The organism is Amycolatopsis sp. NPDC051061, assembly GCF_040682935.1.
Classification (GTDB): Bacteria; Actinomycetota; Actinomycetes; order Mycobacteriales; family Pseudonocardiaceae; genus Amycolatopsis.
On sequence record NZ_JBFBBZ010000057.1, the window covers coordinates 22,426 to 46,379 of the forward strand.

The 23,954-nt window shown below is 70.8% G+C and carries 22 protein-coding genes and 1 pseudogene; 13 read left to right on the forward strand and 10 right to left on the reverse strand.

All coding sequences use genetic code 11. The features are described from left to right. Window positions 1–76: 76 nt before the first annotated feature. The 3 genes from AB0N03_RS44440 to AB0N03_RS44450 are packed head-to-tail and all read left to right on the forward strand — an operon-like array spanning window position 77 to window position 2,121. Window positions 77–436 carry a DUF1844 domain-containing protein gene (locus AB0N03_RS44440; protein WP_364386120.1) on the forward strand — a complete coding sequence of 120 codons (360 nt, stop codon included), beginning with the start codon at window positions 77–79 and terminating at the stop codon, window positions 434–436. Between the two features lie 57 nt (window positions 437–493). Beyond that, window positions 494–1,129 (forward strand): GntR family transcriptional regulator, encoded by a 636-nt coding sequence (locus AB0N03_RS44445; RefSeq protein WP_364386122.1) that lies wholly within the window; start codon window positions 494–496, stop codon window positions 1,127–1,129. Next, window positions 1,126–2,121: a 1-aminocyclopropane-1-carboxylate deaminase gene (locus AB0N03_RS44450; protein ID WP_364386124.1), complete on the forward strand. Its 996-nt coding sequence runs from the start codon at window positions 1,126–1,128 to the stop codon at window positions 2,119–2,121. The genes AB0N03_RS44445 and AB0N03_RS44450 overlap by 4 nt, the downstream gene beginning before the upstream one ends. Before the next feature lie 34 nt (window positions 2,122–2,155). Here AB0N03_RS44450 and AB0N03_RS44455 read toward each other — a convergent pair whose 3' ends face one another. The 3 genes from AB0N03_RS44455 to AB0N03_RS44465 are packed head-to-tail and all read right to left on the reverse strand — an operon-like array spanning window position 2,156 to window position 4,268. Beyond that, window positions 2,156–2,539, reverse strand: a complete 384-nt coding sequence (locus tag AB0N03_RS44455; RefSeq protein ID WP_284750163.1) for a RidA family protein — start codon at window positions 2,537–2,539, stop codon at window positions 2,156–2,158. Beyond that, complete coding sequence (locus tag AB0N03_RS44460; protein WP_364386126.1) at window positions 2,539–3,297, reverse strand: IclR family transcriptional regulator; 759 nt, start codon at window positions 3,295–3,297, stop codon at window positions 2,539–2,541. The genes AB0N03_RS44455 and AB0N03_RS44460 overlap by 1 nt, the downstream gene beginning before the upstream one ends. After that, window positions 3,294–4,268, reverse strand: coding sequence for a sugar kinase (locus AB0N03_RS44465; protein ID WP_364386128.1), 975 nt, complete (start codon window positions 4,266–4,268; stop codon window positions 3,294–3,296). The genes AB0N03_RS44460 and AB0N03_RS44465 overlap by 4 nt, the downstream gene beginning before the upstream one ends. A 113-nt stretch (window positions 4,269–4,381) precedes the next feature. Between AB0N03_RS44465 and AB0N03_RS44470 the strand changes: the two genes are divergently transcribed. The 8 genes and pseudogenes from AB0N03_RS44470 (at window position 4,382) to AB0N03_RS44505 (ending at window position 14,351) form a co-directional block, all read left to right on the forward strand. Beyond that, window positions 4,382–5,689: an amino acid deaminase gene (locus tag AB0N03_RS44470; RefSeq protein WP_364386130.1), complete on the forward strand. Its 1,308-nt coding sequence runs from the start codon at window positions 4,382–4,384 to the stop codon at window positions 5,687–5,689. Further along, window positions 5,689–7,284, forward strand: coding sequence for a D-aminoacylase (locus AB0N03_RS44475; RefSeq protein WP_364386132.1), 1,596 nt, complete (start codon window positions 5,689–5,691; stop codon window positions 7,282–7,284). The genes AB0N03_RS44470 and AB0N03_RS44475 overlap by 1 nt, the downstream gene beginning before the upstream one ends. Continuing rightward, window positions 7,281–8,669 carry a gluconate:H+ symporter gene (locus tag AB0N03_RS44480; protein WP_364386134.1) on the forward strand — a complete coding sequence of 463 codons (1,389 nt, stop codon included), beginning with the start codon at window positions 7,281–7,283 and terminating at the stop codon, window positions 8,667–8,669. Before AB0N03_RS44475 ends, AB0N03_RS44480 begins: the two co-directional genes overlap by 4 nt. Window positions 8,670–8,717: 48 nt before the next feature. After that, window positions 8,718–9,845, forward strand: a complete 1,128-nt coding sequence (locus tag AB0N03_RS44485) for a lactonase family protein (protein ID WP_364386136.1) — start codon at window positions 8,718–8,720, stop codon at window positions 9,843–9,845. A 68-nt stretch (window positions 9,846–9,913) separates the two neighbouring features. Then, a pseudogene (locus AB0N03_RS44490) lies at window positions 9,914–11,196 on the forward strand (extracellular solute-binding protein). Further along, complete coding sequence (locus AB0N03_RS44495) at window positions 11,196–12,143, forward strand: sugar ABC transporter permease (RefSeq protein ID WP_364386138.1); 948 nt, start codon at window positions 11,196–11,198, stop codon at window positions 12,141–12,143. The pseudogene AB0N03_RS44490 and the gene AB0N03_RS44495 overlap by 1 nt, the downstream one beginning before the upstream one ends. After that, window positions 12,134–12,982 (forward strand): carbohydrate ABC transporter permease, encoded by an 849-nt coding sequence (locus AB0N03_RS44500; protein WP_364386140.1) that lies wholly within the window; start codon window positions 12,134–12,136, stop codon window positions 12,980–12,982. The genes AB0N03_RS44495 and AB0N03_RS44500 overlap by 10 nt, the downstream gene beginning before the upstream one ends. A gap of 1 nt (window position 12,983) precedes the next feature. Beyond that, on the forward strand, window positions 12,984–14,351 hold the full coding sequence (locus AB0N03_RS44505; protein ID WP_364386142.1) for a beta-N-acetylhexosaminidase: 1,368 nt from the start codon (window positions 12,984–12,986) through the stop codon (window positions 14,349–14,351). Here AB0N03_RS44505 and AB0N03_RS44510 read toward each other — a convergent pair whose 3' ends face one another. The 3 genes from AB0N03_RS44510 to AB0N03_RS44520 form a co-directional block, all read right to left on the reverse strand. Beyond that, window positions 14,352–16,100: a M64 family metallopeptidase gene (locus AB0N03_RS44510; protein WP_364386143.1), complete on the reverse strand. Its 1,749-nt coding sequence runs from the start codon at window positions 16,098–16,100 to the stop codon at window positions 14,352–14,354. It abuts the gene before it with no gap. A 68-nt stretch (window positions 16,101–16,168) separates the two neighbouring features. Continuing rightward, a complete protein-coding gene (locus AB0N03_RS44515) occupies window positions 16,169–16,837 on the reverse strand; it encodes a response regulator (RefSeq protein ID WP_364386145.1) in 669 nt (222 codons plus the stop codon). Further along, entirely contained in the window at window positions 16,834–18,471 is a 1,638-nt protein-coding gene (locus tag AB0N03_RS44520) for a sensor histidine kinase (RefSeq protein WP_364386147.1), read from the reverse strand. Before AB0N03_RS44520 ends, AB0N03_RS44515 begins: the two co-directional genes overlap by 4 nt. Before the next feature lie 90 nt (window positions 18,472–18,561). Between AB0N03_RS44520 and AB0N03_RS44525 the strand changes: the two genes are divergently transcribed. After that, complete coding sequence (locus tag AB0N03_RS44525; RefSeq protein WP_364386149.1) at window positions 18,562–19,929, forward strand: cation:dicarboxylase symporter family transporter; 1,368 nt, start codon at window positions 18,562–18,564, stop codon at window positions 19,927–19,929. A gap of 98 nt (window positions 19,930–20,027) precedes the next feature. Here AB0N03_RS44525 and AB0N03_RS44530 read toward each other — a convergent pair whose 3' ends face one another. Continuing rightward, window positions 20,028–20,429 carry a helix-turn-helix domain-containing protein gene (locus AB0N03_RS44530; protein WP_364386151.1) on the reverse strand — a complete coding sequence of 134 codons (402 nt, stop codon included), beginning with the start codon at window positions 20,427–20,429 and terminating at the stop codon, window positions 20,028–20,030. 207 nt (window positions 20,430–20,636) lie between these two features. Between AB0N03_RS44530 and AB0N03_RS44535 the strand changes: the two genes are divergently transcribed. Next, window positions 20,637–22,058: an MFS transporter gene (locus AB0N03_RS44535; protein ID WP_364386189.1), complete on the forward strand. Its 1,422-nt coding sequence runs from the start codon at window positions 20,637–20,639 to the stop codon at window positions 22,056–22,058. A gap of 106 nt (window positions 22,059–22,164) precedes the next feature. Here AB0N03_RS44535 and AB0N03_RS44540 read toward each other — a convergent pair whose 3' ends face one another. From AB0N03_RS44540 to AB0N03_RS44550, 3 genes are read right to left on the reverse strand one after another with little or no spacing between them, the layout of a single operon-like run. Then, complete coding sequence (locus tag AB0N03_RS44540) at window positions 22,165–22,608, reverse strand: SRPBCC family protein (RefSeq protein ID WP_364386153.1); 444 nt, start codon at window positions 22,606–22,608, stop codon at window positions 22,165–22,167. A gap of 4 nt (window positions 22,609–22,612) precedes the next feature. Next, window positions 22,613–23,335: a zf-HC2 domain-containing protein gene (locus AB0N03_RS44545; RefSeq protein WP_364386155.1), complete on the reverse strand. Its 723-nt coding sequence runs from the start codon at window positions 23,333–23,335 to the stop codon at window positions 22,613–22,615. Continuing rightward, window positions 23,332–23,883 (reverse strand): sigma-70 family RNA polymerase sigma factor, encoded by a 552-nt coding sequence (locus tag AB0N03_RS44550; RefSeq protein ID WP_205661062.1) that lies wholly within the window; start codon window positions 23,881–23,883, stop codon window positions 23,332–23,334. The genes AB0N03_RS44545 and AB0N03_RS44550 overlap by 4 nt, the downstream gene beginning before the upstream one ends. Window positions 23,884–23,954 lie beyond the last annotated feature (71 nt).

Consider the following 23,954-nt stretch of genomic DNA (forward strand, 5'->3'; position numbering starts at 1 on the left):
TGACACGGGTGGGAGCGGGGCTCCACTTGCCGCCCCCGATCGCTCGGGGGCTGGTCGCTGTGGAAGGGTACCAGACGTGTCAGATCAACCCTCCGAACAGCCCCCCTATTCCCCCGAAGCCCGCCACCTGGAGGACATTCCCAGCGTGGAGGTGATCAGCCGCGCGGCCGTGATGCTGCTGTCGGCCGGGGCCGAACGGCTCGGCCTGGCCGATCCCGACCCGGCGACGTCCCCGCACCGCGACCTCGACGAAGCGCGCCGGCTCATCACCGCGCTGGCCGGGCTCGTGACGGCGTCCGCCGAGTACCTGGGCCTGCACGCCGGGCCGCTGCGCGACGGTCTGCAGTCACTCCAGAAGGCCTTCCGGGAGGCTTCGGCCGTGCCGGACGAGCCCGGCAAGGGCCCCGGCGAGAAGTACACCGGCCCCGTTTACTGACGTCCCACTCGTCCGGCTCCTTGCCGGACGGCCTTCCCGACATCTAACATATTAGATGTGAGTCTCTCGAAGGTCACTCGCCCGCTGCTGCGCGACGAGGCGTACGACCGCATCCGGCGGGCCATCGTCGACGGCACGCTGCCGTCCGGCGCTCCCCTGCGGGACGGCGACCTCGCCGACCAGCTGGGCCTCTCGAAGGCTCCCGTACGCGAGGCCCTCAGAAGGCTCGCCGACGACGGCCTCGTCGACTCCAAGCCGCAGAGCTACACCCGGGTCTCCGACGTCATGTCCCGCGACGTCGTCGACGCCCGGCAGATCGTGCGCGTGCTGCACGAGTTCGCGATGCGGGAGGCCGCTCCGAGATGCCGCCCGGCCGACGTCGCCGCCATGCGGGCCGCCAACGACCGGTTCGCGAAAGCCATCGAGGCCCGGGACATCGCCGCCGCCGTCCGCGCGGACGACGAGCTGCACGACGTCCCGGTCCGGCTGGCCGGCAACGCCGCCGTCGCCGCGACCCTCGACCGCTACACGCCGCTGCTGCGCCGGCTGGAGCAGGCCCGGTTCAGCTCGGCGCTCGCCTGGAACTCGGTCGAGCGCCACACGAAGCTCATCGACGCGCTCGAAGCCCGCGACACCGAGACCGCCGTCTCCGTGATCTCGACCATCTGGACCGACCTGCTGGAGGACCGATGACCCTCGCCGACTTCGCGCGCTACCCCCTGCTGTTCGGCCCGTCGCCGGTGCACCCCCTCGAACGCCTCACCGCGCACCTCGGCGGCGCGAAAGTCTGGGCCAAGCGCGAGGACGTCAACTCGGGCCTCGCCTTCGGCGGCAACAAGACCCGGAAGCTCGAATACCTCGTCGCGGACGCGCTCGCCCAAGGCGCCGACACGCTCGTCTCCATCGGCGGCGTCCAGTCCAACCACACCCGCCAGGTCGCGGCCGCCGCGGCGCGCGCCGGACTGAAGGCCGTGCTGGTGCAGGAAAGCTGGGTCGACTGGCACGACCCGCTCTACGACAAGGTCGGCAACATCCAGCTCTCGCGGATCCTCGGCGCGGACGTCCGGCTGGTCGAAGCCGGCTTCGGCATCGGGTTCAAGCAGGCGTGGGAGGACGCCGTCGCCGAGATCGAGGCCGGCGGCGGGAAGCCGTACGCCATCCCGGCCGGCGCGTCGGACCACCGGCTCGGCGGACTCGGGTTCGCGAACTGGATCGTCGAACTCGAAGCCCAGGAAGCAGAACTCGGCGTCTTCTTCGACACCGTGATCGTCTGCTCGGTCACCGGCAGCACGCAGGGCGGGATGGTCGCCGGGACCGCGCTCGGGAAGAAGCGGCGCATCCTCGGCATCGACGCCTCCGCCAAGCCGGCCGAGACCCGCGAGCAGGTCACGCGCATCGCCCGCACCACCGCCGAACTGATCGGCGCCGGGGAGATCGCGGACGTCGAGCTGGACGACCGCTACCACGCCGGGATCTACGGCATCCCGGACAAGTCCACTGTGGACGCCATCAAGACGTGCGCCCGGCTGGAGGGCATGATCACCGACCCGGTGTACGAAGGAAAGTCCATGGCCGGGCTGATCGACCTGGTCGGCCGCGGGGAAATCGGCAAGGACTCGAACGTCCTCTACGCCCACCTCGGCGGGCAGCCCGCGCTGAACGGCTACACGAGCGTCCTCGGCTGAACCGGTGGGCCGGGTGAACCGGCCCACCGAAGGCTCAGTCCAGCACGCAGAGCACGTCGATCTCGACGAGGAGCTCGCCCGGGAGGCCGACGTACACCGTCGTGCGGGCGGCGTGCGGCGCGTCGCCGATCAGCTCGTTGTAGACCTCGTTGAACGGCGCGAAGTGCGCCGTGTCGGTCAGGTACACCCGCACCATGATCGCGTCGGCGAGGCTCGAGCCCGCCTCCGCCAGCACGGCTTCGATGTTCTTGAACGTCTGCCGGGTCTGGCCCACGACGTCCTCGCCGACGATCGCGCCCGTCGCCGGGTCGAACCCGACCTGGCCGGCGACCTGCAGCAGGTTCCCCTTGCGGACGGCCTGCGAGAACTTCGCCGGCGGCTTCGGCGCGTTCTCGGTGGAAACTGCCGTCTTGCTCATCAGTGCCCCTTTCCGTTCTCCGTCCATCCACTGTGGACGGAAGCTTCCGTGGTCGCGGCGCGCAGGTCCGGGACCAGCGCCAGCAGGCCTTCGTAGTCGAGCAGCACCTTCGGCACCGACATCGACGCGGCGGCCAGGACTTCACCGTCGGCCCCGCGGACCGGCGCCGCGACGCAGTGGATGAAGTCCTCGTGCTCGGCGTTGTCGACGGCGTACCCGAGGCGCCCGACGCGCTCCAGCTCGGCGAGGTACGCCTCGGGTGTCGTGATCGTGTTCGGCGTCCGCACCGGGTACTCGATCGAGTGCGCGATCTCTTCGCGACGCGCCTCCGGCATGGCCGCGACCAGCACCTTGCCGACCGCGGTGCAGTGCAGCGGTGCGCGCTTGCCGACGCGCGAGTACATCCGCACCGAGTGCCGGCCCTCGTACTTGTCGATGTAGACGACTTCGCCGTCGTCGTAGCTGGCCAGGTGCACGGTGTGCCCGGTGCGCGCGTTGAGCGCGGCCAGCGCGGGCTGGGCGCTGCGCCGGACGTCGATCGAGTCGAGGGCCTGGTTGGCCAGGTCGAACATCGCGCTGCCGAGCCGGTAGTACCGGGTGCCTTCGCGCCGGACGAAGTGGTGCTGTTCGAGGGTGCGCAGCAGGCGCAGCACGGTCGACTTGTGGACGCCGATCTCCTCGGCGAGGTCGTCGAGGGTGCGCGCGTCCTTCGCGATCGAATTCAGCAGCGTCAGTGCCCGATCCAAGCTTTGGCTCACGTGAGCACCACGCCCTCTCCGGTCAGCCGGGCCGAACGCCACTCGTCCGGATCCGCCTGCAGCAGGCTATCCACGACCGTGCGCGGCAGGGGCACCCCGACGTCGTCGTGGGTCAGCAGGGTCGCGGCGGCCTGCAGGTGGCCCTGCCGCAGCCGCGCCAGGGGTTCGGCGCCCCGCAGCGTCGCGGCGAGGAAACCCGCGGCGAACGCGTCGCCGGCACCGACCGGCTCGACGACGTCGACGGCCAGCGCGGGCGCAAACAGCGGCTCCCCTTCGACCAGCGTCGCACCGCGTTCGCCGTGCTTCACGACGAGCGTGCGCGGGCCCGGCAGCAGCGCCCGCAGCTCGGCCGGGTCGCCGGTCCCCCAGACGTGCTGGGCCTCGTCGTCGCCGGTCAGGACGATGTCGGCCCGCCCGGCCAGCTCGGCGAGCAGCCGCGGGTCGCGGCCCGCCCACAGCGCGGGCCGCAGGTTGACGTCGAACGAGATCAACCGGTCGCCGCGGGGCAGCTCCAGCAGGGCGCGCACCAGCGCGAGGCAGCTATCGGAGAGCGCGGGGGTGATGCCGGACAGGTGCAGGACGCGGACGCCGCCGAGATCGAGCCGGTCCAGCACCGAGGGGCCCATCCCGGAGGCCGCCGAGCCCGCCCGGTAGTAGCGCACCGGGCTGCCGCCGGCGCCGCTTTCCTTGATGTAGAGCCCGGTCGGGCGCACCGGGTCGATGGTGCACGCGCTGACGTCGACCCCGGCCGCGGCGATCTCGCGCAGCATCGCGCGTCCGAACGGGTCGTCGCCGACCGCACTCACCCAGCCGCTCGGGACGCCGAGGGCCGGCAGGTGGCAGGCGACGTTCGATTCGGCACCGCCGATCGTGCGCGTCCACCGCTTCACCTCGTCCGGCGGGCCGGGTTCGGCGGGCACGAACAGGGCCATCGTCTCGCCGACACAGAGCACCTCGGGCCCGCTCGTCACTTTCCGTCTCCCCTGTCCGTCACCCCGTTGACCTGTGGCGACCCGGATGCTACACCTATGGCACTCAAAATGCGCAACAGTCGTTGCAACATACGCAACCGAGGTCGCCGCCGATGAATCCTTGCCTGATGGACCCCGCCGCGCTCGCCGCCCTCCGCGACGAGCGGATCGACTGGCGCTTCCGCTCGGCCGCCCCCGCCCTGACCGGGCTCACGCTCACCGAAGCCGCGGACCGGCGGCTGAACCTGTTCACCGACGGGTTCTTCGCGCCCTTCGTCGTCCTCGACGACGAGGCCCTCGAACACAACCTGCGGACGATGGCCACCTGGTGCGCCACCCGCGGCGTCGTGCTCGCCCCACATGGCAAGACCACCATGGCCCCTCAGCTGTTCGCCCGCCAGATCGAGCACGGCGCGTGGGGCATCACCTGCGCGAACGCCGGCCACCTCCGGATCTACCGCGCGTTCGGCGTCTCCCGGATCCTGCTGGCCAACCAGTTCCTGGACCCGTCGGGCCTGCGCTGGCTCGCCGCCGAACTGGCCGCCGACCCGGACTTCGAGTTCGTCTGCTGGGTCGACTCGGTCCGCGGCGTCGAGCTGATGACCGAGGCCTTGGAAAACACCGCAGGCACCGAGCGCCCGGTCGACGTCCTCCTCGAACTGGGCGCCGACGGCGGCCGCACGGGAGTTCGCGACACCGCGACCGCACTGGCCGTCGCCGAAGCGGTGCACGCGAGCCCGGCGTTGCGGCTGCGCGGGACCGGCGGCTACGAGGGCGCACTCTCCCACGACACCGACGAAGCCGCACTCGCCAAGATCAGCTCCTATGTGGACGGTCTGCGTGACCTCGCCATCACGTTCGCGGACAAGGGGATGCTCGAGGGCCAGATCATCGTCACCGCGGGCGGCAGCGCGTACTTCGACCAGGTCGCGAACGAGCTGACGAAGGCGTGGCCGGACGGCCTCGACGTGCTCCCGGTGCTGCGCAGCGGCGCGTACGTCACCCACGACGACGGCTTCTACCGCGAGATCTCCCCGCTCGGCGACCACCCGCGCATCGACGGCGTCGCGTCGTTCCGGCCCGCGCTGCGAGCCTGGGCGCAGGTGACGTCGAAGCCGTCGGACGAGCTCGCGCTGCTGACCATCGGCAAGCGCGACGCGTCCTTCGACGAGGGTATGCCCGAGCCGCAGCTGCGCCGCATCCCGAACGGTCCCGCCGAGCCCCTCGAAGGGCACGTCGTCGCGAAGATGAACGACCAGCACGCGTTCCTGACCCTGCCCGCCGGGTCGCCGGTCGAGGTCGGCGACTGGATCGGGCTCGGTCTCTCGCACCCGTGCACGGTGTTCGACAAGTGGCCGTTGCTGCCGGTGACCGCCGCCGACGGCGAAACCGTCGTCGACCTCGTCCGGACGTGGTTCTGATGGACGTCGTCATCAAGAACGCGCTGGTCGCCGACGGCACCGGCGACGCCATGACCCGCCACGACGTCGGCATCACCGGCGACCGCGTCGCGAGCGTCGGCGAAGCGGGCTCGCTGGCCGGGCGCCGGAACATCGACGCGCACGGGCTCGTGCTCGCGCCCGGGTTCATCGACATGCATTCGCACTCCGACCTGCAGCTGCTGGCCAACCCGGAGCATGCGGCCAAGATCACCCAGGGCGTCACGACCGAGGTGCTCGGCCAGGACGGGCTCTCGTACGCGCCGGTCGACGACGCCGTCCTGGAGGCGCTGCGGCAGCAGCTCGCCGGGTGGAACGACGACCCGGCCGGCTTCGACTGGAACTGGCGCTCGGTCGGCGAGTACCTCGACCGTCTGGACCAGGGCGTCGCCGTCAACGCGGCCTACCTGGTGCCGCAGGGCACGGTCCGGATGCTCGCCGTCGGCTTCGACGACCGGCCCGCCACCGACGCCGAGCTGACCCGGATGAAGGAACTCGTGTCCCGGGGCCTGGCCGAGGGTGCGATGGGGATGTCGTCCGGTCTGACGTACACGCCGGGGATGTACGCGGAGACGAGTGAGCTGGTCGAGCTGTGCGAGGTCGTCGCCGAGGGCGGCGGCTTCTACAGCCCGCACCACCGCAGCTACGGGAAGGGCGCGCTGGAGGCGTTCGCCGAGATGATCGACGTCTCCCGGCGGTCCGGCTGCCCGCTGCACCTCGCGCACGCCACCATGAACTTCTCGGTGAACAAGGGAAAAGCGCCCGATCTGCTGAAGCTCCTGGACGATGCCCTGGACGAGGGCTGCGACATCTCCCTCGACACCTATCCGTACTTGCCGGGCGCGACCTACCTTTCGGCGCTGCTGCCGAGCTGGGCCACCGAAGGCGGCCTGGAGCCGACCCTCGCCCGCCTGTCCGATTCCGGCGATCGCGAGCGGATCCGCGCCGCGATCGAAGAGTCCGGTTCGGACGGTGCGCACGGCGTCCCGATCGACTGGAACGCCATCGAGATCAACGGCGTCCGCAACGACCGCAACGCCCACCTCGTCGGGCACAGTGTCGCCGCGTCGGCCCGGACCGCCGGTACCGAGCCCGCGAAGCTGTACTTCGACACGCTGCTCGACGAGAAGCTCGGCACGTCGTGCCTGATGCACGTGGGGCACGAGGAGAACGTCCAGGCGATCATGCGGCACCGCACGCACACCGGCGGCAGCGACGGCCTCCTGGTCGGCGCCCGGCCGCACCCGCGCGCGTGGGGCACGTTCCCCCGCTATCTCGCCCGGTACGTCCGCGAACTCGGCGTGCTGGACCTCGCCGAGTGCGTCGCCCACCTCACCGGGCGCGCCGCACGACGACTGCGGCTGACCGACCGCGGGCTCGTCCGCGCCGGGTACGCCGCCGACCTGGTGCTGTTCGACCCGGACGCGGTCGCCGACACCGCCACCTTCGACGACCCGCGGCAACCGGCCGCGGGGATCACGCACGTCTTCGTCAACGGCGTCGCCGCCCTCGACGACGGAAGTCCCACCGGCGCCCTCGCCGGCCGTTCCCTGCGCAACCCCGGGAGAGCCCGATGATCCACTGGCTGCAACACACCACCGGCGGCCTACTCACGCTCGCCGCCGTCTCGATCGCCGTCCTGCTGTTGCTGATCGTCAAGCTCAAGATCGAGCCGTTCATCGCGCTGATCGTGGTCGGCCTGCTCACCGCGCTGGCCGCGGGCCTGCCCGTCGGCACGATCGTCGGGACCGCCCAGAAGTCGTCGGACTCCTTGCTGGAAAAGGGGTTCGGCAGCATCCTCGGGCACATCACGGCGATCATCGGGCTCGGCACGCTGCTCGGGTCGATCCTGGAACGCTCGGGGGGCGCGAAGGTGCTCACCGGAGCGCTGCTGCGCGGCTTCGGCGAGAAGCGGGCGCCGCTGGCCATGGGTGTCGCCGGATTCATCTTCGGCATCCCGGTTTTCTTCGACATCGGCATCTTCGTGCTGGCGCCGCTGGTGTACGTCGCGGCGAAGCAGGGTAAGCGCTCACTGGTGCTCTACGCGATGCCGCTGATCGCGGGCCTATCGATCACGCACGCCTTCCTGCCGCCGCACCCCGGCCCGGTGGCCGCGGCGGGCCTGCTGCACGTCGAACTCGGCTGGATCATCCTGATGGGCCTCGCCTGCGGCATCCCCGCGTTCCTCGTCGGCGGGGTGCTGTACGCGACCTGGATCGGCAAGCGCATCGACATCGAGGTGCCCCAGGAGATGATCGTCGCCGAAGAAGAAGGCGAGGAAGAGGCGAACGTGCCGTCGCTGGCGCTGGTCGGCTCGATCATCGCGGTGCCGCTGGTGCTGATCCTCGCCGGTACGTTCGGCAGCATCTGGCTGCCGAAGGGCTCCGCGCTCTCAGGTGTCGCCGCGTTCATCGGCACGCCGGCGGTCGCGCTCACGGTCGCCGTGCTGCTCGCGTCCTGGCTGCTCGGGCTGCGGCGCGGGTTCACCGGCAAGGACCTCAACGAGCTGGCCTCGAAGTCACTGCGGCCGGTCGCGATGATCCTGCTGGTCGTCGGCGCCGGTGCGTTCTTCGGCGCGGTGCTCTCGGCCACCGGGATCGGCAAGGCCGTCGCCGACTCGCTGCACGACGCCGGGTTGCCGGTACTGCTCGCGGCGTACGTGATCAGCTGCGGCATGCGGATCGCGCAGGGTTCGGCGACGGTCGCCATCGTGACCACGAGCGGGATCATCGCGCCGACCGTGGCGCAGCTCGGGTATTCGCAGGTGCAGCTGGCCCTGCTGGTCATGGCGATCTCCGCCGGTTCGATCATCGCCTCGCACGTCAACGACGGTGGCTTCTGGATCGTTTCGCGGTACTTCAACATGAGCGTGGTCCAGACGCTGAAGTCGTGGACGGCGCTGGAAACCGTGCTTTCCGTTTCCGGATTCGCCGTTTCGGCATTGCTCATGGCCGTGGTCTAGACCATACTGGAGGGAAGCCGCCGCCCGAACCGTTGGGAGACAATGACGATGACCGGACTTTCCCGTCGTACGTTCCTCGGCGCCGCCGCGGGGGCGAGTGCCGCGACCGTTCTCGGTGCGCAGTTCGCCACCGCGGCCACCACCGCGAAGGGCTGCATCGCCGGAGGAACCGTGTACATCGGCAGCTACACCAGCGGGGCGGGCGGCCACGGCCTCGACGTCTCGAGCCGGTCGGGCGCCACGCTGGGCCCGGTGCGCACGGTGCCGGGCATCACCGACACGTCGTGGTTCGACCGCGGTGCCGACGGCAAGACCCTCTACGTCACCAACGAAGGCGACCCGAACGGGTTCGTCTCGGCGCTGAACGTCGCCGACGCCGCGAACCCCAAGCTGCTCAACAAGGTTTCGTCGAAGGGCGGCGCGCCGACGCACCTGAGCGTGCACTCGAGCCAGAAGTACGTGCTGGCGGCGAACTACAGCTCGGGCAGCGTCGTCGTGCTGCCGATCGTGGCCGGCGGCAAGCTCGGCGCGGCCACGGACCTGGTGACGCATAAAGCCGATTCCGGGCAGGCCCACGCCCACCAGGTCGTCAACGACCCGACCGGGCGCTGGGTGCTGTCGGTCGACCTCGGCGCCGACTCGGTGTACGTCTACTCACTCGACGTCGCCACCGGGAAGCTTGCGTTGCACCAGCAGCTGAAGCTGCCGGCCGGTGCCGGGCCGCGGCACCTCGCGTTCGACAAGACCGGGAGCTTCGCCTACATCCTGCAGGAGCTGCGCCCGGAGGTGACGGTCGCGAGCTGGGACGCGGCCACCGGGACGCTGAAGGCGCTTTCCGTCGTCCCCGCCGTGCCGCCGGGCAGCACCGGCGACCTGTTCCCGGGCGAGATCGCCCTGTCCGAGGACGGGAAGTTCGCCTACGCCACCGTCCGCGGGCCCAACACCCTGGCGACGTTCTCCGTCGCCGATGAGTCGCTGAAGCTCGTGTCCACTGTGTCCAGTGGGGGAAACTGGCCTCGGCACGTGGCGCTCGACCCCGGGGAGAACTGGTTCTACGTCTCGAACCAGCGCTCCGGCACGGTCACCTGGCTGCCGCGCGACCCGGCCACCGGCCTGCCCGGCGCGGTGGCCGGCAGCCTGGCCGTCCCCGACGTCAACTCCGTCCACTTCGCCTGAGCAAGAACCTTCGGGAGTGGTGCGCACCCGGCGCACCACTCCCGAAGGCACCCCACTGGAGGATCCCCATGAGACTGCGCCGCACGCTGCCCGTCGTCGCCGGGCTGGCCCTGCTGGCCGGCTGCGCGCCCACCCAGTCCGCGCCCGCCGGCTCCGGCGGGGACGAAAAGACCGGCACCGTCCGCGTCTGGCTGTTCGACGAGGCCAACCGCGCGCCGAAGGAGGCCGCGGTCAAGGACGCCATCACCGAGTTCAAGGCCGCGCACCAAGGTGTCGAGGTCGACGTCCAGTGGGTGCCGGTCGAGGGTCGCGCCGACAAGTTCTCCGGGGCTTTCACCGACCAGGCCAGCGCCCCGGACGCCGCCGAGTTCGGCAACACCGACGTCTCCAGCTACGCCGCCACCGGCGCGCTCGCCGACCTGACCGGCGACCTCGCGGCGTGGGGTGAAGGCAAGGACCTCATCCCGACCGTGCTGGACACCGCGAAGTCCGGCGGCAAGACCTACGGACTGCCTTGGTACACCGGCATCCGCGCCTTGTACTACCGCACCGACGTCTTCACCGAGCTCGGCCTCAAGCCGCCGACGACGCTCGCGGAGCTGACCGACGACGCCCGGAAGATCCGCGCCGCCAAGCCGGACCTTTATGGCATCTCGGTCGGCGGCAAGTACACCTACGCGATGCTGCCCTTCCTCTGGGCCAACGGCGGCGAGCTGGCGCAGGAGGACGGCGGCAAGTGGAAGTCCACGGTCGCCGGTGAGCAGGCCAAGGCCGGCGTGACGCAGTACGCGAACCTGCTCGAGGACGACATCTGCCCGCCCGCGCAGTGCGCGAACCTGACCGGCACGCAGAGCGTCACGGCGTTCGCCGGCGGCAAGGCCGGGATGACCATCGGCGGTGACTTCAACCGCAAGGCCGTCGAGCAGGGCGCGGTGAAGGGCAAGTACGCCGTCGTGCCGATCCCGGGCACGGCCGCGGGCAGCGTCGCCCCCGCGTTCGCCGGCGGCAACCTGCTCGGGTGTTCAACGCGAGCAAGCGCCGTGGCCTGGCGCTGGAGTTCATCGAACTGCTCGGCGGCGCGAAGTACCAGGAGAAGATGTACACGGCGATGGGGAACCTGCCGACCTTGAGCAGCGTGCAGCAGAAGCTCGCGGCGAACGACCCGTTCCTCAAGCCGTTCGTCGACACGCTCGCCGCCGGTACCAAATTCGTCCCGGCGACCCCGGCGTGGTCGAAGATCGACAGCCAGAACGTGCTGCCGACGGCCGTCCAGCAGATCGCGACCGGCGGCAAGGACCCGTCGGCGGCGCTGACCGACGCGGCCGCGGCGATGGACAAGGCCTTCGGGTAGTGGTGGCCGTCCAGGAAGCCCCTTCCGCCGTGGCCCCCGCACGGAGGCCACGGCGGAAGGGGGACGGCCGGGCCGCCGCGCTCTACCTCGCCCCGGCGGGCATCCTGCTCGCGGCGATGCTGGCCTACCCGATCTACCAGCTGGTCCTGATCTCGTTCTACGACTACGGCCAGCCGCAGGCCGCGGGCAACGCGCCGCTGGTGTTCCTCGGCTTCGCGAACTACACCGACCTGCTGTCCCAGGTGCAGTTCTGGACCGTGCTCGGCAACACGGTCGGCTTCGCCGCGGCCTGCGTCGTCGGTTCGCTCGTCGTCGGCACCGGGCTCGCCGTGCTGGCGAGCCGGGTGCGTTCCCTCCCCCGGACGCTGCTGTTCCTGGCCGCGCTCGGCGCGTGGTCGACCCCGGCGATCGCGGGCTCCTACGTCTGGCTGTTCCTCTTCGACACCGACTTCGGCCTGGTCAACGAGGTGCTCTCGGGGATCGGGCTGCCGTTCGAGCGCCACTCGTGGACCTTCGGCACGCTCGGCGCGTTCGGGCTGGTCGCCGCCGAGGTCATCTGGTGCTCGTTCCCGTTCGTGCTGGTCACGATGTACGCCGGGATCAAGGGCGTCCCGGACGAGGTGCTCGAGGCCGCGTCGCTCGACGGCGCGTCGGTGTGGCGGACGAGCTGGTCGATCGTGCTGCCGATGGTGCGGCCGCTGCTGATGATCGCGACCGTCCAGTCGATCATCTGGGACTTCAAGGTGTTCACCCAGATCTACGTGATGACCAACGGCGGCGGCGTCGCCGGCCGCAACCTGGTCCTCAACGTCTATGCCTACCAACAGGCTTTCGCCGGGCAGGAGTACGGCCTCGGCTCGGCGATCGGAGTCGTCATGACGCTGTTGCTGCTGTCGGTCACCGGGCTGTACGTCCGGTCGCAGCGCCGGAGCGCGGCATGGCTGTGAAGCGTCCTGGGCGCTTGATCGCCGAAGTGATCACGGTGGTCATCGCCGGGATCGTCGCGTTCCCGCTGTACTGGATGCTGCTTTCGGCGTTCAAGCCGCCGGGCGAGATCCAGTCGGCGAACCCGAAGCCGTGGACGTTCAGCCCGTCGTTCGACAGCTTCTCGCGCGTGCTCACGGTGTCCGGCTTCGGGCGGTTCTTCGTCAACAGCCTGGTGGTGGCGCTGGTCGTCGTGGTGCTTTCGCTGCTGCTGTCGTTCCTCTCGGCGGTCGCGCTGACGCGGTTCTCGTTCAAGGGCCGGACCGTGCTGCTGGTGATGATCCTGGTCGCGCAAATGGTGCCGGTGGAGGCCCTGACCATCCCGCTGTTCTTCCTGATGCGCCAGATCGGCGGTGTCGCGCCGGCGTTCGGGCTGAACGAGCTGGGCTCGCTGGTGCTGGTGCACCTGGCGTTCAGCCTGCCGTTCGCGATCTGGATGCTGCGCGGGTTCGTCGCCGCGGTGCCGGTGGAGCTCGAAGAGGCGGCCAAGCTCGACGGTGCGTCCCGCATGCGGTTCACCTGGCAGATCCTGTTCCCGCTGGTGACGCCGGGGCTGGTCGCGGTGAGCGTGCTCGCGTTCATCCACGCCTGGAACGACTTCCTCTTCGCCAAGACGTTCATCATCTCCAAGACCGAGAACCAGACGCTGCCGCAGGCGATCCTGGTGTTCTTCAAGCCGGAGGACACCGACTGGGGCGCGGTGATGGCCTCCTCGACGCTGATGACGATCCCGGTCCTCGTGTTCTTCGTCCTCGTGCAACGACGGCTGGTGTCCGGGATGGCCGGCGCCGTGAAGGGCTGACATGTCTTTTGCCACCTTGCTCCCCCGCCCGGTTTCGGTGACGCCCACGCCGGGTTCGTGCCCGTGGCCGTCCACTGTGGACGTCCGGCGCGCTTCCCTGCCGGCGGAGGGCTATCGGCTGGAGATCTCGCCGTCCGGCGTTGTGTTGTTCTGCGGTGAACCCGCCGGCGAGTTCTACGGGCGCCAGACGCTGCGGCAGCTCGCGGGGCCTTCGGCGTTCCGCGTCGCCGGGTTCTCGCCGTCGTCGCTGCCGTGCGGGGTCGTCGAGGACCACCCGCGGTTCGGCTGGCGCGGGTGCCTGCTCGACGTCGCCCGGCACTTCCGGACCAAGGCCGAGGTGCTGCGGTTCGTCGACCTGCTGGCCGCGCACAAGCTGAACGTGCTCAACCTGCACCTGACCGACGACCAGGGCTGGCGCTTCGAGGTCCCCGAGTTTCCGCTGCTGACGTCCGTGGGCGGCTGGCGGCCGTCGTCGATGGCGGGCAGCGGGGGCGCGCCGGACGGTCGTCCCCACGGCGGCTTCTACACCGGCGACGACCTGCGCGAAATCGTGGCCTACGCGGCCGCCCGCTCGATCACCGTGGTGCCGGAGATCGACATCCCCGGCCACGCCCGGGCGGCCTTGGCGGCTTATCCCTCGCTGGGCACCGAGGACGCGTACGAGATCTGGACCGCCTGGGGCATCAGCACTTCGCTGCTCGATCCGTCAGCGTCCACTTTGGACTTCTTCCGCCGCGTGTTCGACCACCTGCTGGAAATCTTCCCGTCGAAGGTGATCGCGCTGGGCGGCGACGAAACCCCGGGCGCGACCGACGAGCACCGCGAGTTCGTCCGGCTGCTGGCCGAGCACCTGGTTTCGCGCGGCCGGACGCCGATGGGCTGGGACGAGGTCCTCGACATCCCCGGCCTGCCGCCGATGGTGATCGGCTCGTGGCAGAACGAAGAGGCCGGCGTCCGCGCCGCTTCGGACGGGCACGACGTCGTCATGTGCCCGGAGCAGCACGTCTACCTGGACCACCGGCAATCTTCGGAGCCGGACGAGCCGATCCCGGTGGGGATGGTGCACACGCTCGAGGACGTGTACGCGTACGAGCCGGCGCTGACCGGGCCGCGGCTGCGCGGGGTCCAGGCCCAGGTGTGGAGCGAGCACCTGGACAGCGTGCGGCGGGTGGACTACATGGCCTTCCCGCGGCTGTCGGCGTTCGCGGAGGTGGCGTGGAGCAGCGGGCCGCGGGACTACGCCGAGTTCCTGCCGCGGCTGCGGGACCACCACCTGCCGCGCCTGGACGCGCTCGGGGTGGAGTACCGGCCGCTCGACGGACCGCACCCGTGGCAGCTGCGGCCGGGTGTCCCCGGCCGGCCCCGCTGATCACGGCAGGAGCGTCACCGTGAACGACCGCGTCGGGCCGACGTTCCCGGCCGCGTCGATCGACCGGTACTCGATGCGGTGGCGCCCGTAGCCGGATGTCCGGTCCGCGAACGGCGACACCGTCAGCCCTCCCGAGCCGAGGTTGCCGTACGCCAGGCCGTCGATCTCCGTGCCGCGCGGGGTGAACAGGTACGGCGCGTTCGGGTCCGTCGGCCAGCCGTAGTACTTGTGCCAGCCGTCGCCGTCGACGCGGAACTCCGGCATTCCGTCCGGTGACGTCAGGCGCATCGTGAACGAACCGTGGAACACGGTGCCCGCCGATAGCTCGGCAGTCGTCGTCGGGCCCGCCGCGTCGACCGTCCAGGTCAGCGTGGTGCCGCCGGTGGTCGCGGTCAGCCAGTGCGTCCCGCGTGACTCGTCGAGGGCGACGTCGGGTCCGGTGCCGGCCGGCTTTCCGTCGAGGGCCCAGCGGACCGGCGGGATCGAGCCCGTCGGTTCGCCGGTCTCGACGTAGACGACGTCGTGCCCGCCCACCGGCGCGGCGGTGGGCGTCGACGCCACGACGGCCGGGCCGCCGGTGGGCGGGGTGGTCACCGAAGTGTCGACGGTCCATGTGCGGGTTGCGGTCGGCCGGACCGCCGGGTCGCGCACGAACGGCGTCGGATCGGTCACCTTCGCGATCAGCGTGTGCTGGCCCGGCTTGACGTGCGCCTGGCGCAGGTCGAGGGCGTCGGAGCCGCGCAGGGAAACGCCGTCGAGGGTCCAGGTGACGTCGAGGCGGTGGCTCACCGGGTGCAAGGTCCGCACCCGGACGACGCGGTCGGCGCCGATCGTCCCGGCCGGCGTGCCGCCGCTGATGAGCGGCACCTTCGTGGAGATCCGCTGTGTCATCCGCTCGCGGCCGACCTGGTCGAAGGCGTAGCCGAGGGTCTTCATCATCGAGTGCTCGCTCGGCCGCCAGACGCCGGTCCGGGTGTAGAGCCCGCCTTCGAACCGGCCGATCGTGCCGCCGGATTCGCTCGGCTCGCCCAGCCAGCGGTACCACTTCGCGTGCTGGTCGCGCATCTGCCGCGTCGTCAGCAGGGTGTGGTGGACCGAGTCGGGCTCGCCGCCTTCGTACGCGCCGCCCGGGACGTTGCGGGCGTAGTAGTCGTACTCGTCGTCGAGGCCGCCGAGCGAGTGGCCCAGCTCGTGCGGCGAGATCAGGGCCGACAGCGCGTTCCCGCCGGACGCCGTCGCGTACGTGCCGCCCGCGCCGCCGTAGGTGCCGCTGTTGGCGAGGGCGAGGATCTGGCGGTTGGCGCGGGTGGTGCCGGGCACGAGGTCGGCGTACCGCTGGGCCGCGTCGTCGTCGACGGTCAGCAACCGCTGGACGCTCGCGGCGTTGCACCCGCCCCAGAAACCCATGTTCAGCGGGGTGTTCCGGCTCGGCGCGTCGAGCGCGGGGTCACAGTCCACACCGGACTCGGGCGAGGCGATCGACACGGCGTAGACGTTGAAGTAGCTGCGGTAGGACTTGAACGGCTCGAGCGACCACAGGGTGCTGACGTGCCGCTGGACGTCGGCGAAGAACTTGGGCTGTTCGGCGGCGGTGTAGCCGTCCCCGAGGACGACGAGGGTGAACCGCTGGGCGGCCGGGCCGGTGACTTGGACGTCGGTGACACTCGCGGCCGGCTCGGCGGCCTGCGCCGGCGAGACGAGCCCGAGACTCAGGACAACGGCGGCGGCGAACCCGGCCCATTTCGACATGGTCCCGGTCTACCGCAGTGCTTTCGGCGCCGGAACCGCCGGAAGTCGGTGGCTCGCGGTATAGGTCGTTATACGCGCGTGAGCCGGTACCAGACCTCGGGCCGTCCGACCTGGCCGTAGTGCGGCTCGCGGTGGGCCATCCCGTTGTCCGCCAAGTACTCCAAATACCGGCGCGCCGTCACGCGGGACGCTCCGATCGCGCTCGCCGCCGCCCCCGCCGACAGTCCTTCCGCGGCTCCGGACAGCGCGTCCGTGATCGCCTCCAAAGTCTGGACGCTCATCCCCTTCGGCAGCGGTGGCTGCTCCGTCGTGCGCAGCGCTCCCAGGGCCCGGTCGATCTCGGCCTGGCCGGTCACCTCGCCCGACGCGTCGCGGAACTCCGCGTACCGCTCCAGCTTTTCGCGCAGGGTGGCGAACGTGAACGGTTTGAGCAGGTACTGCACCACCCCCACCGACACCGCGGCCTTCACCAGGCCGAGGTCGCGCGCCGACGTCACCGCGATGACGTCGATCGGCAGGCCCGCCGCGCGCAAGGAGCGGCACACCGCCAGTCCGTGCGTGTCGGGCAGGTAGAAGTCCAGCAGCACCAGGTCGACCGGCTCGCGTTCGCAGAACCGCAGCGCGTCGCCGCCGGAATGGACGACGCCGGCCACCGAAAACCCGGACAGCCGCTCGACGTAGACGCGGTGCGCCTCGGCGGCCACCGGCTCGTCTTCCACCACCAGCACCCGGATCACCGGTCCGTCTCCCGCCGCGGCAGCCGCACGGTGAACACCGCGCCGCCGTCGTGCCCGACGTCGACCGTGCCGCCGTAGCGGCGCACCGCCTGCCCGACCAGTGCCAGGCCGAGCCCGTGGCCGTCCTCGGCCTTCGTCGACCAGCCACGGCGGAAGACGTCGGCGTCCTCGGGGACGCCGGGGCCGGTGTCGGCCACGCGCAGCAGCAGCTCCCCGGGATCGGAGCGGGCCGTGACGACCACGGCCGGTTTGCCCGGCCCGCGCACGGCCGCGTCGATGCCGTTGTCGATCAGGTTGCCGAGGATGGTCACCTGGTCGCGGGCCGCGACGCCGAGCGAGACGTCGTCGATCACCGTGTCCGGCGTGATCGTCAGCTCGACCCCGCGCTCGCTCGCCTCGGCCGCTTTGCCCAGCAGCAGCGCGGCGAGCACCGGCTCGGCGACGGCGCCGACGACGCGGTCGGTCAGCCGCTGCGCGAGCGCCAGCTCGGCGGTCGCGAACTCGACGGCTTGTTCCGGCCGGCCGATCTCCACCAGGGAAACGACGGTGTGCAGCCGGTTCGCCGCCTCGTGCGCCTGAGACCGCAACGCCTCCGCGAGGCCGCGGGCGGTGGTCAGTTCGCCGGTCAGCGTCTGCAGTTCCGTGTGGTCGCGCAGAACGACGACGGTGCCCTGCGAGCGGCCGCCCATGCGGACCGCGGTCGTGCTGACCAACAGCACGCGGGCGTCGGTCAGGTGCAGTTGCTCGGCGCGGTTCTCCGCCGACGTGAACGCTTCCGCCAGCTCGTCCGGCAGGCCCAGCGACGCCAGCTCGCGCCCGACCGGGTCGGCGTCGAGGCCGAGGAGGGTGCGCGCGCCGTCGTTGCACAGGCCGATGCGCCCGTCCCGCCCGACGAGCAGCACGCCCTCGCGGACCGAGTGCAGCACGGCTTCGTGGTACTCGAAGAGGTTGCTCAGCTCGTCCGGCGCGACGCCGCGGGTCTGGCGCCGCAGCCGGGCGCTGATCAGCCAGCCGCCCAGCGCGCCGACCAGCAGCACCGCGCCGGCGACGCCGAAGAGTGGCCACAGGCGTTCGCGCAGCTCGGCCGAAATCGCCAGGACGGTGATCCCGACGGCGACCAGCGCGACCACCCGCTGCCCCGGCCCGAACACCGGCACGACCGTGCGCACCGACGGGCCGAGCGAGCCGGTGTAGGTCTCGGTGTAGTCCAGCCCGTGCTGCGCCTGCTCGATCGTCCCGATGTAGTGCTGGCCGATCAGCGCCGGGGTCGGGTGGGTGTAGCGGATTCCGGCCGGGCTCATGATCGTGATGAAGTCGACGTGGGTGTGGGCCTGCACCCGCAAGGCGAACGGCTGCAGCGTGGCGCTCGGGTTCGCGGTCGCCGCCGCGGCGGCGACGGTCGGCGCGTCCGCCACCGCCAAGGCGATCGCACGGACCTGGTCGCGCGCGTTCTCGTCCACCGCCCGCGCCGCGTCGAGGTAGGCGAACGTGATCCCGGCGCCGGCGAGCACGCAGAGCACCACCAGCTGCAGCACGAGCAGCTGGCGCGCCAGGCTCCACCGGGACGACGTCGGGAACACCTCCTCATACCAGCACACGCGCGGCCGGGTGTCCGAACGGGACGGTCCGATCATCGTGCGAACTCAATGAACACAAGTGAGCCGGGTCACCCGGATGGGCCTACAGTGTGCCGCACCTGGAACACCCCTGAGCTGGAGGCAACGGTGCCGACCCCACCGACCACCGAGGAGACCCCGCGCAAGCGGGACAAGACCCACTACCTGTACCTGGCCGTGATCGTCGCGGTCGCGCTCGGGATCCTGGTGGGCTTCCTCTTCCCGGGCTTCGCCAAGGGCCTCAAGCCCCTCGGCGACGGCTTCGTCAACCTGATCAAGATGATGATCACGCCGATCATCTTCTGCACCATCGTCATCGGCGTCGGCTCGGTCGCGAAGGCGGCCAAGGTCGGCAAAGTCGGTCTCATGGCGTTGTTCTACTTCATCATCATGTCGACCTTCGCCCTGGCGATCGGCCTGGTCGTCGGCAACATCCTGCACCCGGGCACCGGTCTGCACCTCAACCCGGCCGACGTGAAGAGCGTCCAGAAGTCCGCCACCGGTGCCGAAGGCCCGGTCGACTTCCTGCTCGGCATCATCCCGAAGACCTTCGTCTCCGCCTTCACCGAGGGCGAGGTCCTGCAGGCCCTGCTGGTCGCGCTGCTAGTCGGGTTCGCGCTGCAGAAGCTGGGCCCGAAGGGCGCGCCGATCCTGCGGGGCATCGAGCACATCCAGCGCCTGGTGTTCCGCGTCCTCGCCATGATCATGTGGGCCGCCCCGATCGGCGCGTTCGGCGCCATCGCCGCAGTCGTCGGCGCGACCGGCTGGGCCGCGCTCAAGAGCCTGGCCGTCATCATGCTCGGGTTCTACGCGACCTGCCTGGTGTTCGTGTTCGTGATCCTCGGGATCGTGCTGTGGCTCGGGGCCCGCGTCTTCATCTGGAACCTGCTGCGCTACCTCGGCCGCGAGTTCCTGCTGATCCTCTCGACGTCGTCGTCGGAGTCGGCGCTGCCGCGGCTCATCGCGAAGATGGAGCACGTCGGCGTCAGCAAGTCCGTCGTCGGCATCACGGTCCCGACCGGGTACTCGTTCAACCTGGACGGCACCGCGATCTACCTGACCATGGCGACGCTGTTCATCGCCGCCGCGCAGGACGAACCGCTGTCCATCGGTTCGCAGATCGGCCTGCTGGCCTTCATGATCATCGCGTCCAAGGGCGCGGCGGGGGTCAGCGGCTCGGGCATCGCGACCCTGGCGAGCGGCCTGCAGTCGCACCGGCCGGAGCTGGTCAACGGCGTCGGGTTCATCCTCGGCATCGACCGGTTCATGTCGGAGGCCCGCGCGCTGACGAACTTCGCGGGCAACGCCGTCGCGACCGTCCTCATCGGAAACTGGACGAACGAGTTCGACCGGGAGAAGGCGCAACGCGTGTTCGCCGGCCAGGAACCGTTCGACGAAGCCACGATGCTCGACGAGCACAGCCACGCGGCGGGGACCGACGACCTGGACGACACCGTCAAGGAACCTGCCAGGTAACACCGAAAACGTTCGTGCTCACGCTTCCGCCGAGCACGAGCCACGACGGGCCGCTGCGCGAGTTCCCCGACTTCGCGCAGCGGCCCGTTTCCCCGTCTTCAGCCGGCGACGTTGGCGTCGTAGCCGACGCGCGCCGCCGCGATGTCCTCACGGTGCTGCTCCGCCCAGCCGAGCAGGCCGCTCAGCGACTGGTACAGCTCCTTCGCCATCGGCGTGGCCACGTACTCCACGCGCGGTGGGACGGTCGGGTAGATCGTGCGCTCCAGGAGGCCGTCGCGCTCGAGGTTGCGCAGCGTCAAGGTCAGCATCCGGCGGCTGATCCCGTTGACCGCGCGTTCGAGCTCGGTGAAGCGCACCGGGCCGCGGATGGCCTCCAGGAGGATGCCGATCGCCCACTTGCCGCTGATCCGGTTGATGACCTCCAGCACCGTGCAGACATCGAGTTTCTCCGGGTCGATCTCGGTGACCTGGACAGGTACATCGATGTTCCCCTGGGACATGAAAGTGCCTCCTTCCCGGCGCACCAATGGTCACACATGATGGGCACTGTTACAAGAAGTGTCCTGGCAACGACCAGGGGGAACGCTCGACTGGAGGGGCCTACTGTGTCTTTCGATGCCAATCCGACCACAGCCACGGCCGAATCGGCCCGTAGCAACGGTCACGTGCCGCTCGGGGGCCGGCCTACTTTTGGCCGGATGGGCAACGTGGCCGAGAACCACCCCGCCCGCTCCCGCGGCCTCGCGCTGGCGGTGCTGTGCGCCGCGTCGCTGATGGTCGTGCTCGACAGCAGCATCGTCGCGGTGGCACTGCCCGCCATCCAGGCCGACCTCGGCTTCACCGCCGCCGGTCTCGCCTGGGTGGTCACCGCGTACCTGGTCGCCTTCGGCGGTCTGCTCCTGATCTCCGGCCGCCTCGGCGACCTGCTCGGCCGCCGCCGCGTCTTCCTCGGCGGGCTCGGCCTGTTCACGGTCGCTTCCCTGATCGCGGGACTGGCTTCGGACGCGGGTGTCCTCATCGTCTCCCGGTTCGCGCAGGGTGTCGGCGGCGCGCTCGCGTCGGCCGTCGTGCTCGGCATGATCGTCACGATGTACCCCGAGCCGCGGGCCCGGGCTCGCGCGATCGGCGTCTACAGCTTCACGCAAGCCGCGGGCGCGTCGATCGGCCTCATCGCGGGCGGCGCGCTGACGCAGGCGCTGAGCTGGCACTGGACGTTCTACGTCAACCTGCCGATCGGCGTGGTCGCGCTGGTGCTGGCGGTCCGCGTGGTCGAGGCCGACCGCGGCCCGGGCCTGCGGGCCGGCCTGGACGTGCTCGGCGCGGTGCTCGTCACCGCCGCGGTGATGCTTGGCGTGTACGGGATTTCGTCCTACGCCTGGGGTGCGCTGGCCGCGGCCGCCGGGCTGCTGGCCGCGTTCGTGGTGCGGCAGGCGAAGGCGCGCACCCCGCTGCTGCCGCTGCGGCTGTTCCGGATCCGCGCGGTCACCGGCGCCAACGTCGTGATGGTGCTGATGGTCGCCGGGATGCTGGGCTTCCAGTTCGTCACGGCGTTGTACCTGCAGCAGGTGCTGGGCCTCGACGCGCTGCGGACCGGCGTCGCGTTCCTGCCGGTGCCGCTGGTGATCGCGGTGGCGTCGCTGGGCTTCGCGGAGAAGCTGGCGGCTCGGTTCGGGCCGCGGGCGGTGCTGCTGTCCGGCCTGGGCCTGGTGATCGTGGGCTTGCTACTCCTCACGCAGGTGTCCGGCGGCTACTTCACCGGCGTCCTGCCGCCGCTGCTGCTGATGGGCCTCGGCGCGGGAGCGGCGATCCCGGCGCTGATGGGCCTGGCGATGTCGGACGTCGCCGACGGGGACGCGGGCGTGGCGTCCGGTCTGATCAACACGACCCAGCAGGTGGGTGCGGCGGTCGGCACGGCGGTCCTGGCTTCCGTCGCCGCGTCCCGCACGGCGAGCCTGGCTCCGGTGGACCACCGCGAGGCTCTGGCGGCGGGGTTCCGGCTGGCGTACGGGGTCAGCGCGGGCTTCCTGATCGCGGCGGTGGCCCTGGGCGGCCTGATCCTGGCCCGCCGTCCCCGCCCGACCCCCGCGGTGACCGCGGAACCCGAGGTCTGCGTCGCCGGTCAGGCGTGAGCGAAGGGCCGACACGCGTGATCTGAGAGTCGACACGCGTGATTGAAGGGGCGACACGCCTTCCCCGGCCGTGTCGACCCTTCAATCACGCGAGTTGACCCTTCAATCACGCCAGGTAGGCCGAGAGGCCACGGTGACCCCGCCGCATCATCAGCGCGTGGTTCGCGCGGAAGAGCGGCCGGGCCACCGCGTCGAGCCGCCGCAGCAGCTCCTTGCGAGCCTGGACGTCCTGGGTGATCTCCAGGAGCGTGCCCGCGCCCGCCGCGCGGACCGCTCCGGCCAGCACCCCGTCCAGGTCGCCGCTCAACCGGACCCGCATGAGGCCCGCCCGCTCGTCCTGGTGGACCCGGTGCATCCGGACCACCAAGCGGAACGGGAGCCGGGACCGGCAGATCAGCTCGGCGGTGTCGTCGTCCACCCGGCGCACCGTGCGGACGTCCGACCACCACCGCGGGTAGCCGGCGAGGTCGGTGACCGCGCCGAACACCCGCTCGGGCGCGGTACCGGGCAGCAACCACCTGCTGCTGAACCGGTAACACGCGCCCGTCACGGTGTCACACCCGGGCCGAGACCAGCTTCCGGCCGTCCACCGTGACGATGTCGACCGACTTCACGTCGTCGGGCGCCACCAAAGCGGAACCGTCGAGCGAGAAGCCCGAACTCTCCCACTTCTCGGACACCTTCCAGCTGCCGGCGGTGACCGCCTGGCCTTCCTTCGTGACGACCTGGAGCAAGCACTGCTCCCCGGCCTTGACGCCCTTCACGGCGACGTTCACCCGCACCCAGCCCTGGAACGGGGCCACCGACGCGGCCAGCTGCACGCCGGTCGTCGGGTCGCGCCCTTCGACGCTCTTCGTGCCGGGGACTTCCGTCGGCTGCACGGGCACCGCGAGCGGAGTCTCGCTGGAGCCGGTCTGCCGGCCCACCAGGATTCCGCCGCCGAGCGCGGCCACCACCAGGACCGCCGCCGCGACCAGGGCCAGGCCCCGGCGTGACGTCGAACGGCCCGAGCGGACCGGCGCCGCCTCTTCTTCGTCGCGCACCCGCCGCAGGGTCTTCTGCAGCAGCAGGTCCCCGCCTTCGGGCGGCCCGTCGAGGAACGCCTCGGGCGGTACCTCGTCGAGCGACTCCCGCAGAGCCACGAGCTCGTTCAGGTCGAACCGGCACTGCGCACAGGTCTGCAGGTGCCGCCGCTCGAAGTCGGCCGCCTCCCCGGGATCGAGCGCGCCGAGGGCGTACGCGCCGAGCTGCGTGTGACTCTCGTCGACCGAGTTCATCGCGCCACCTCCGTTCCGCTCGAAATCATCGCTGCTCTCAGTGCTCTCAGTGCGTAGTAGGACCGTGATTTCACGGTACCCGGTGCGACGCCCAATGTTCTCGCCGCTTCGGCCACCGTCCGTCCCCGGTAGTAGATCTCCACCAGGACCTCTCGGTGCTCGTTGGAAAGGCCGTCCATCGCGCCGAGCACCGTCATCGAGTCGACCACGCCCTGGGCGTGATCGCGTTCGACGGACGGCGTCGGAACGCCTTCGGCCGGTTCGGCCACCTCCTGTGGCCGGGCCGCCCGGGCACGTGCCCGGTCGGTGACCAAGTTGCGCGCGACGGTCAGCAACCAGCCGCGCACCGAGCCCTTCCCGTCGTTCTGCAGGTCGTCCGCGTGTTTCCACGCTCGGACCAGCGTCTCCTGGACCACGTCCTCGGCTGCCGCCCGATCACCGGTCAGCCTCGTCGCGTAGGCCAGCAGGCTTCGCCCGTGCTCGGCGTAAAGCTGCCGAATCAGGTCCTCGCCTTTGGCCTTCTTAGGCCGCCTGCCACCAATGGCCACCCTCGTCCTCCCGACGGTGTTCTGAGTCGGCGAGGACAGTACTGCAACCCGCAGGGCCACCGGCGGTGCGT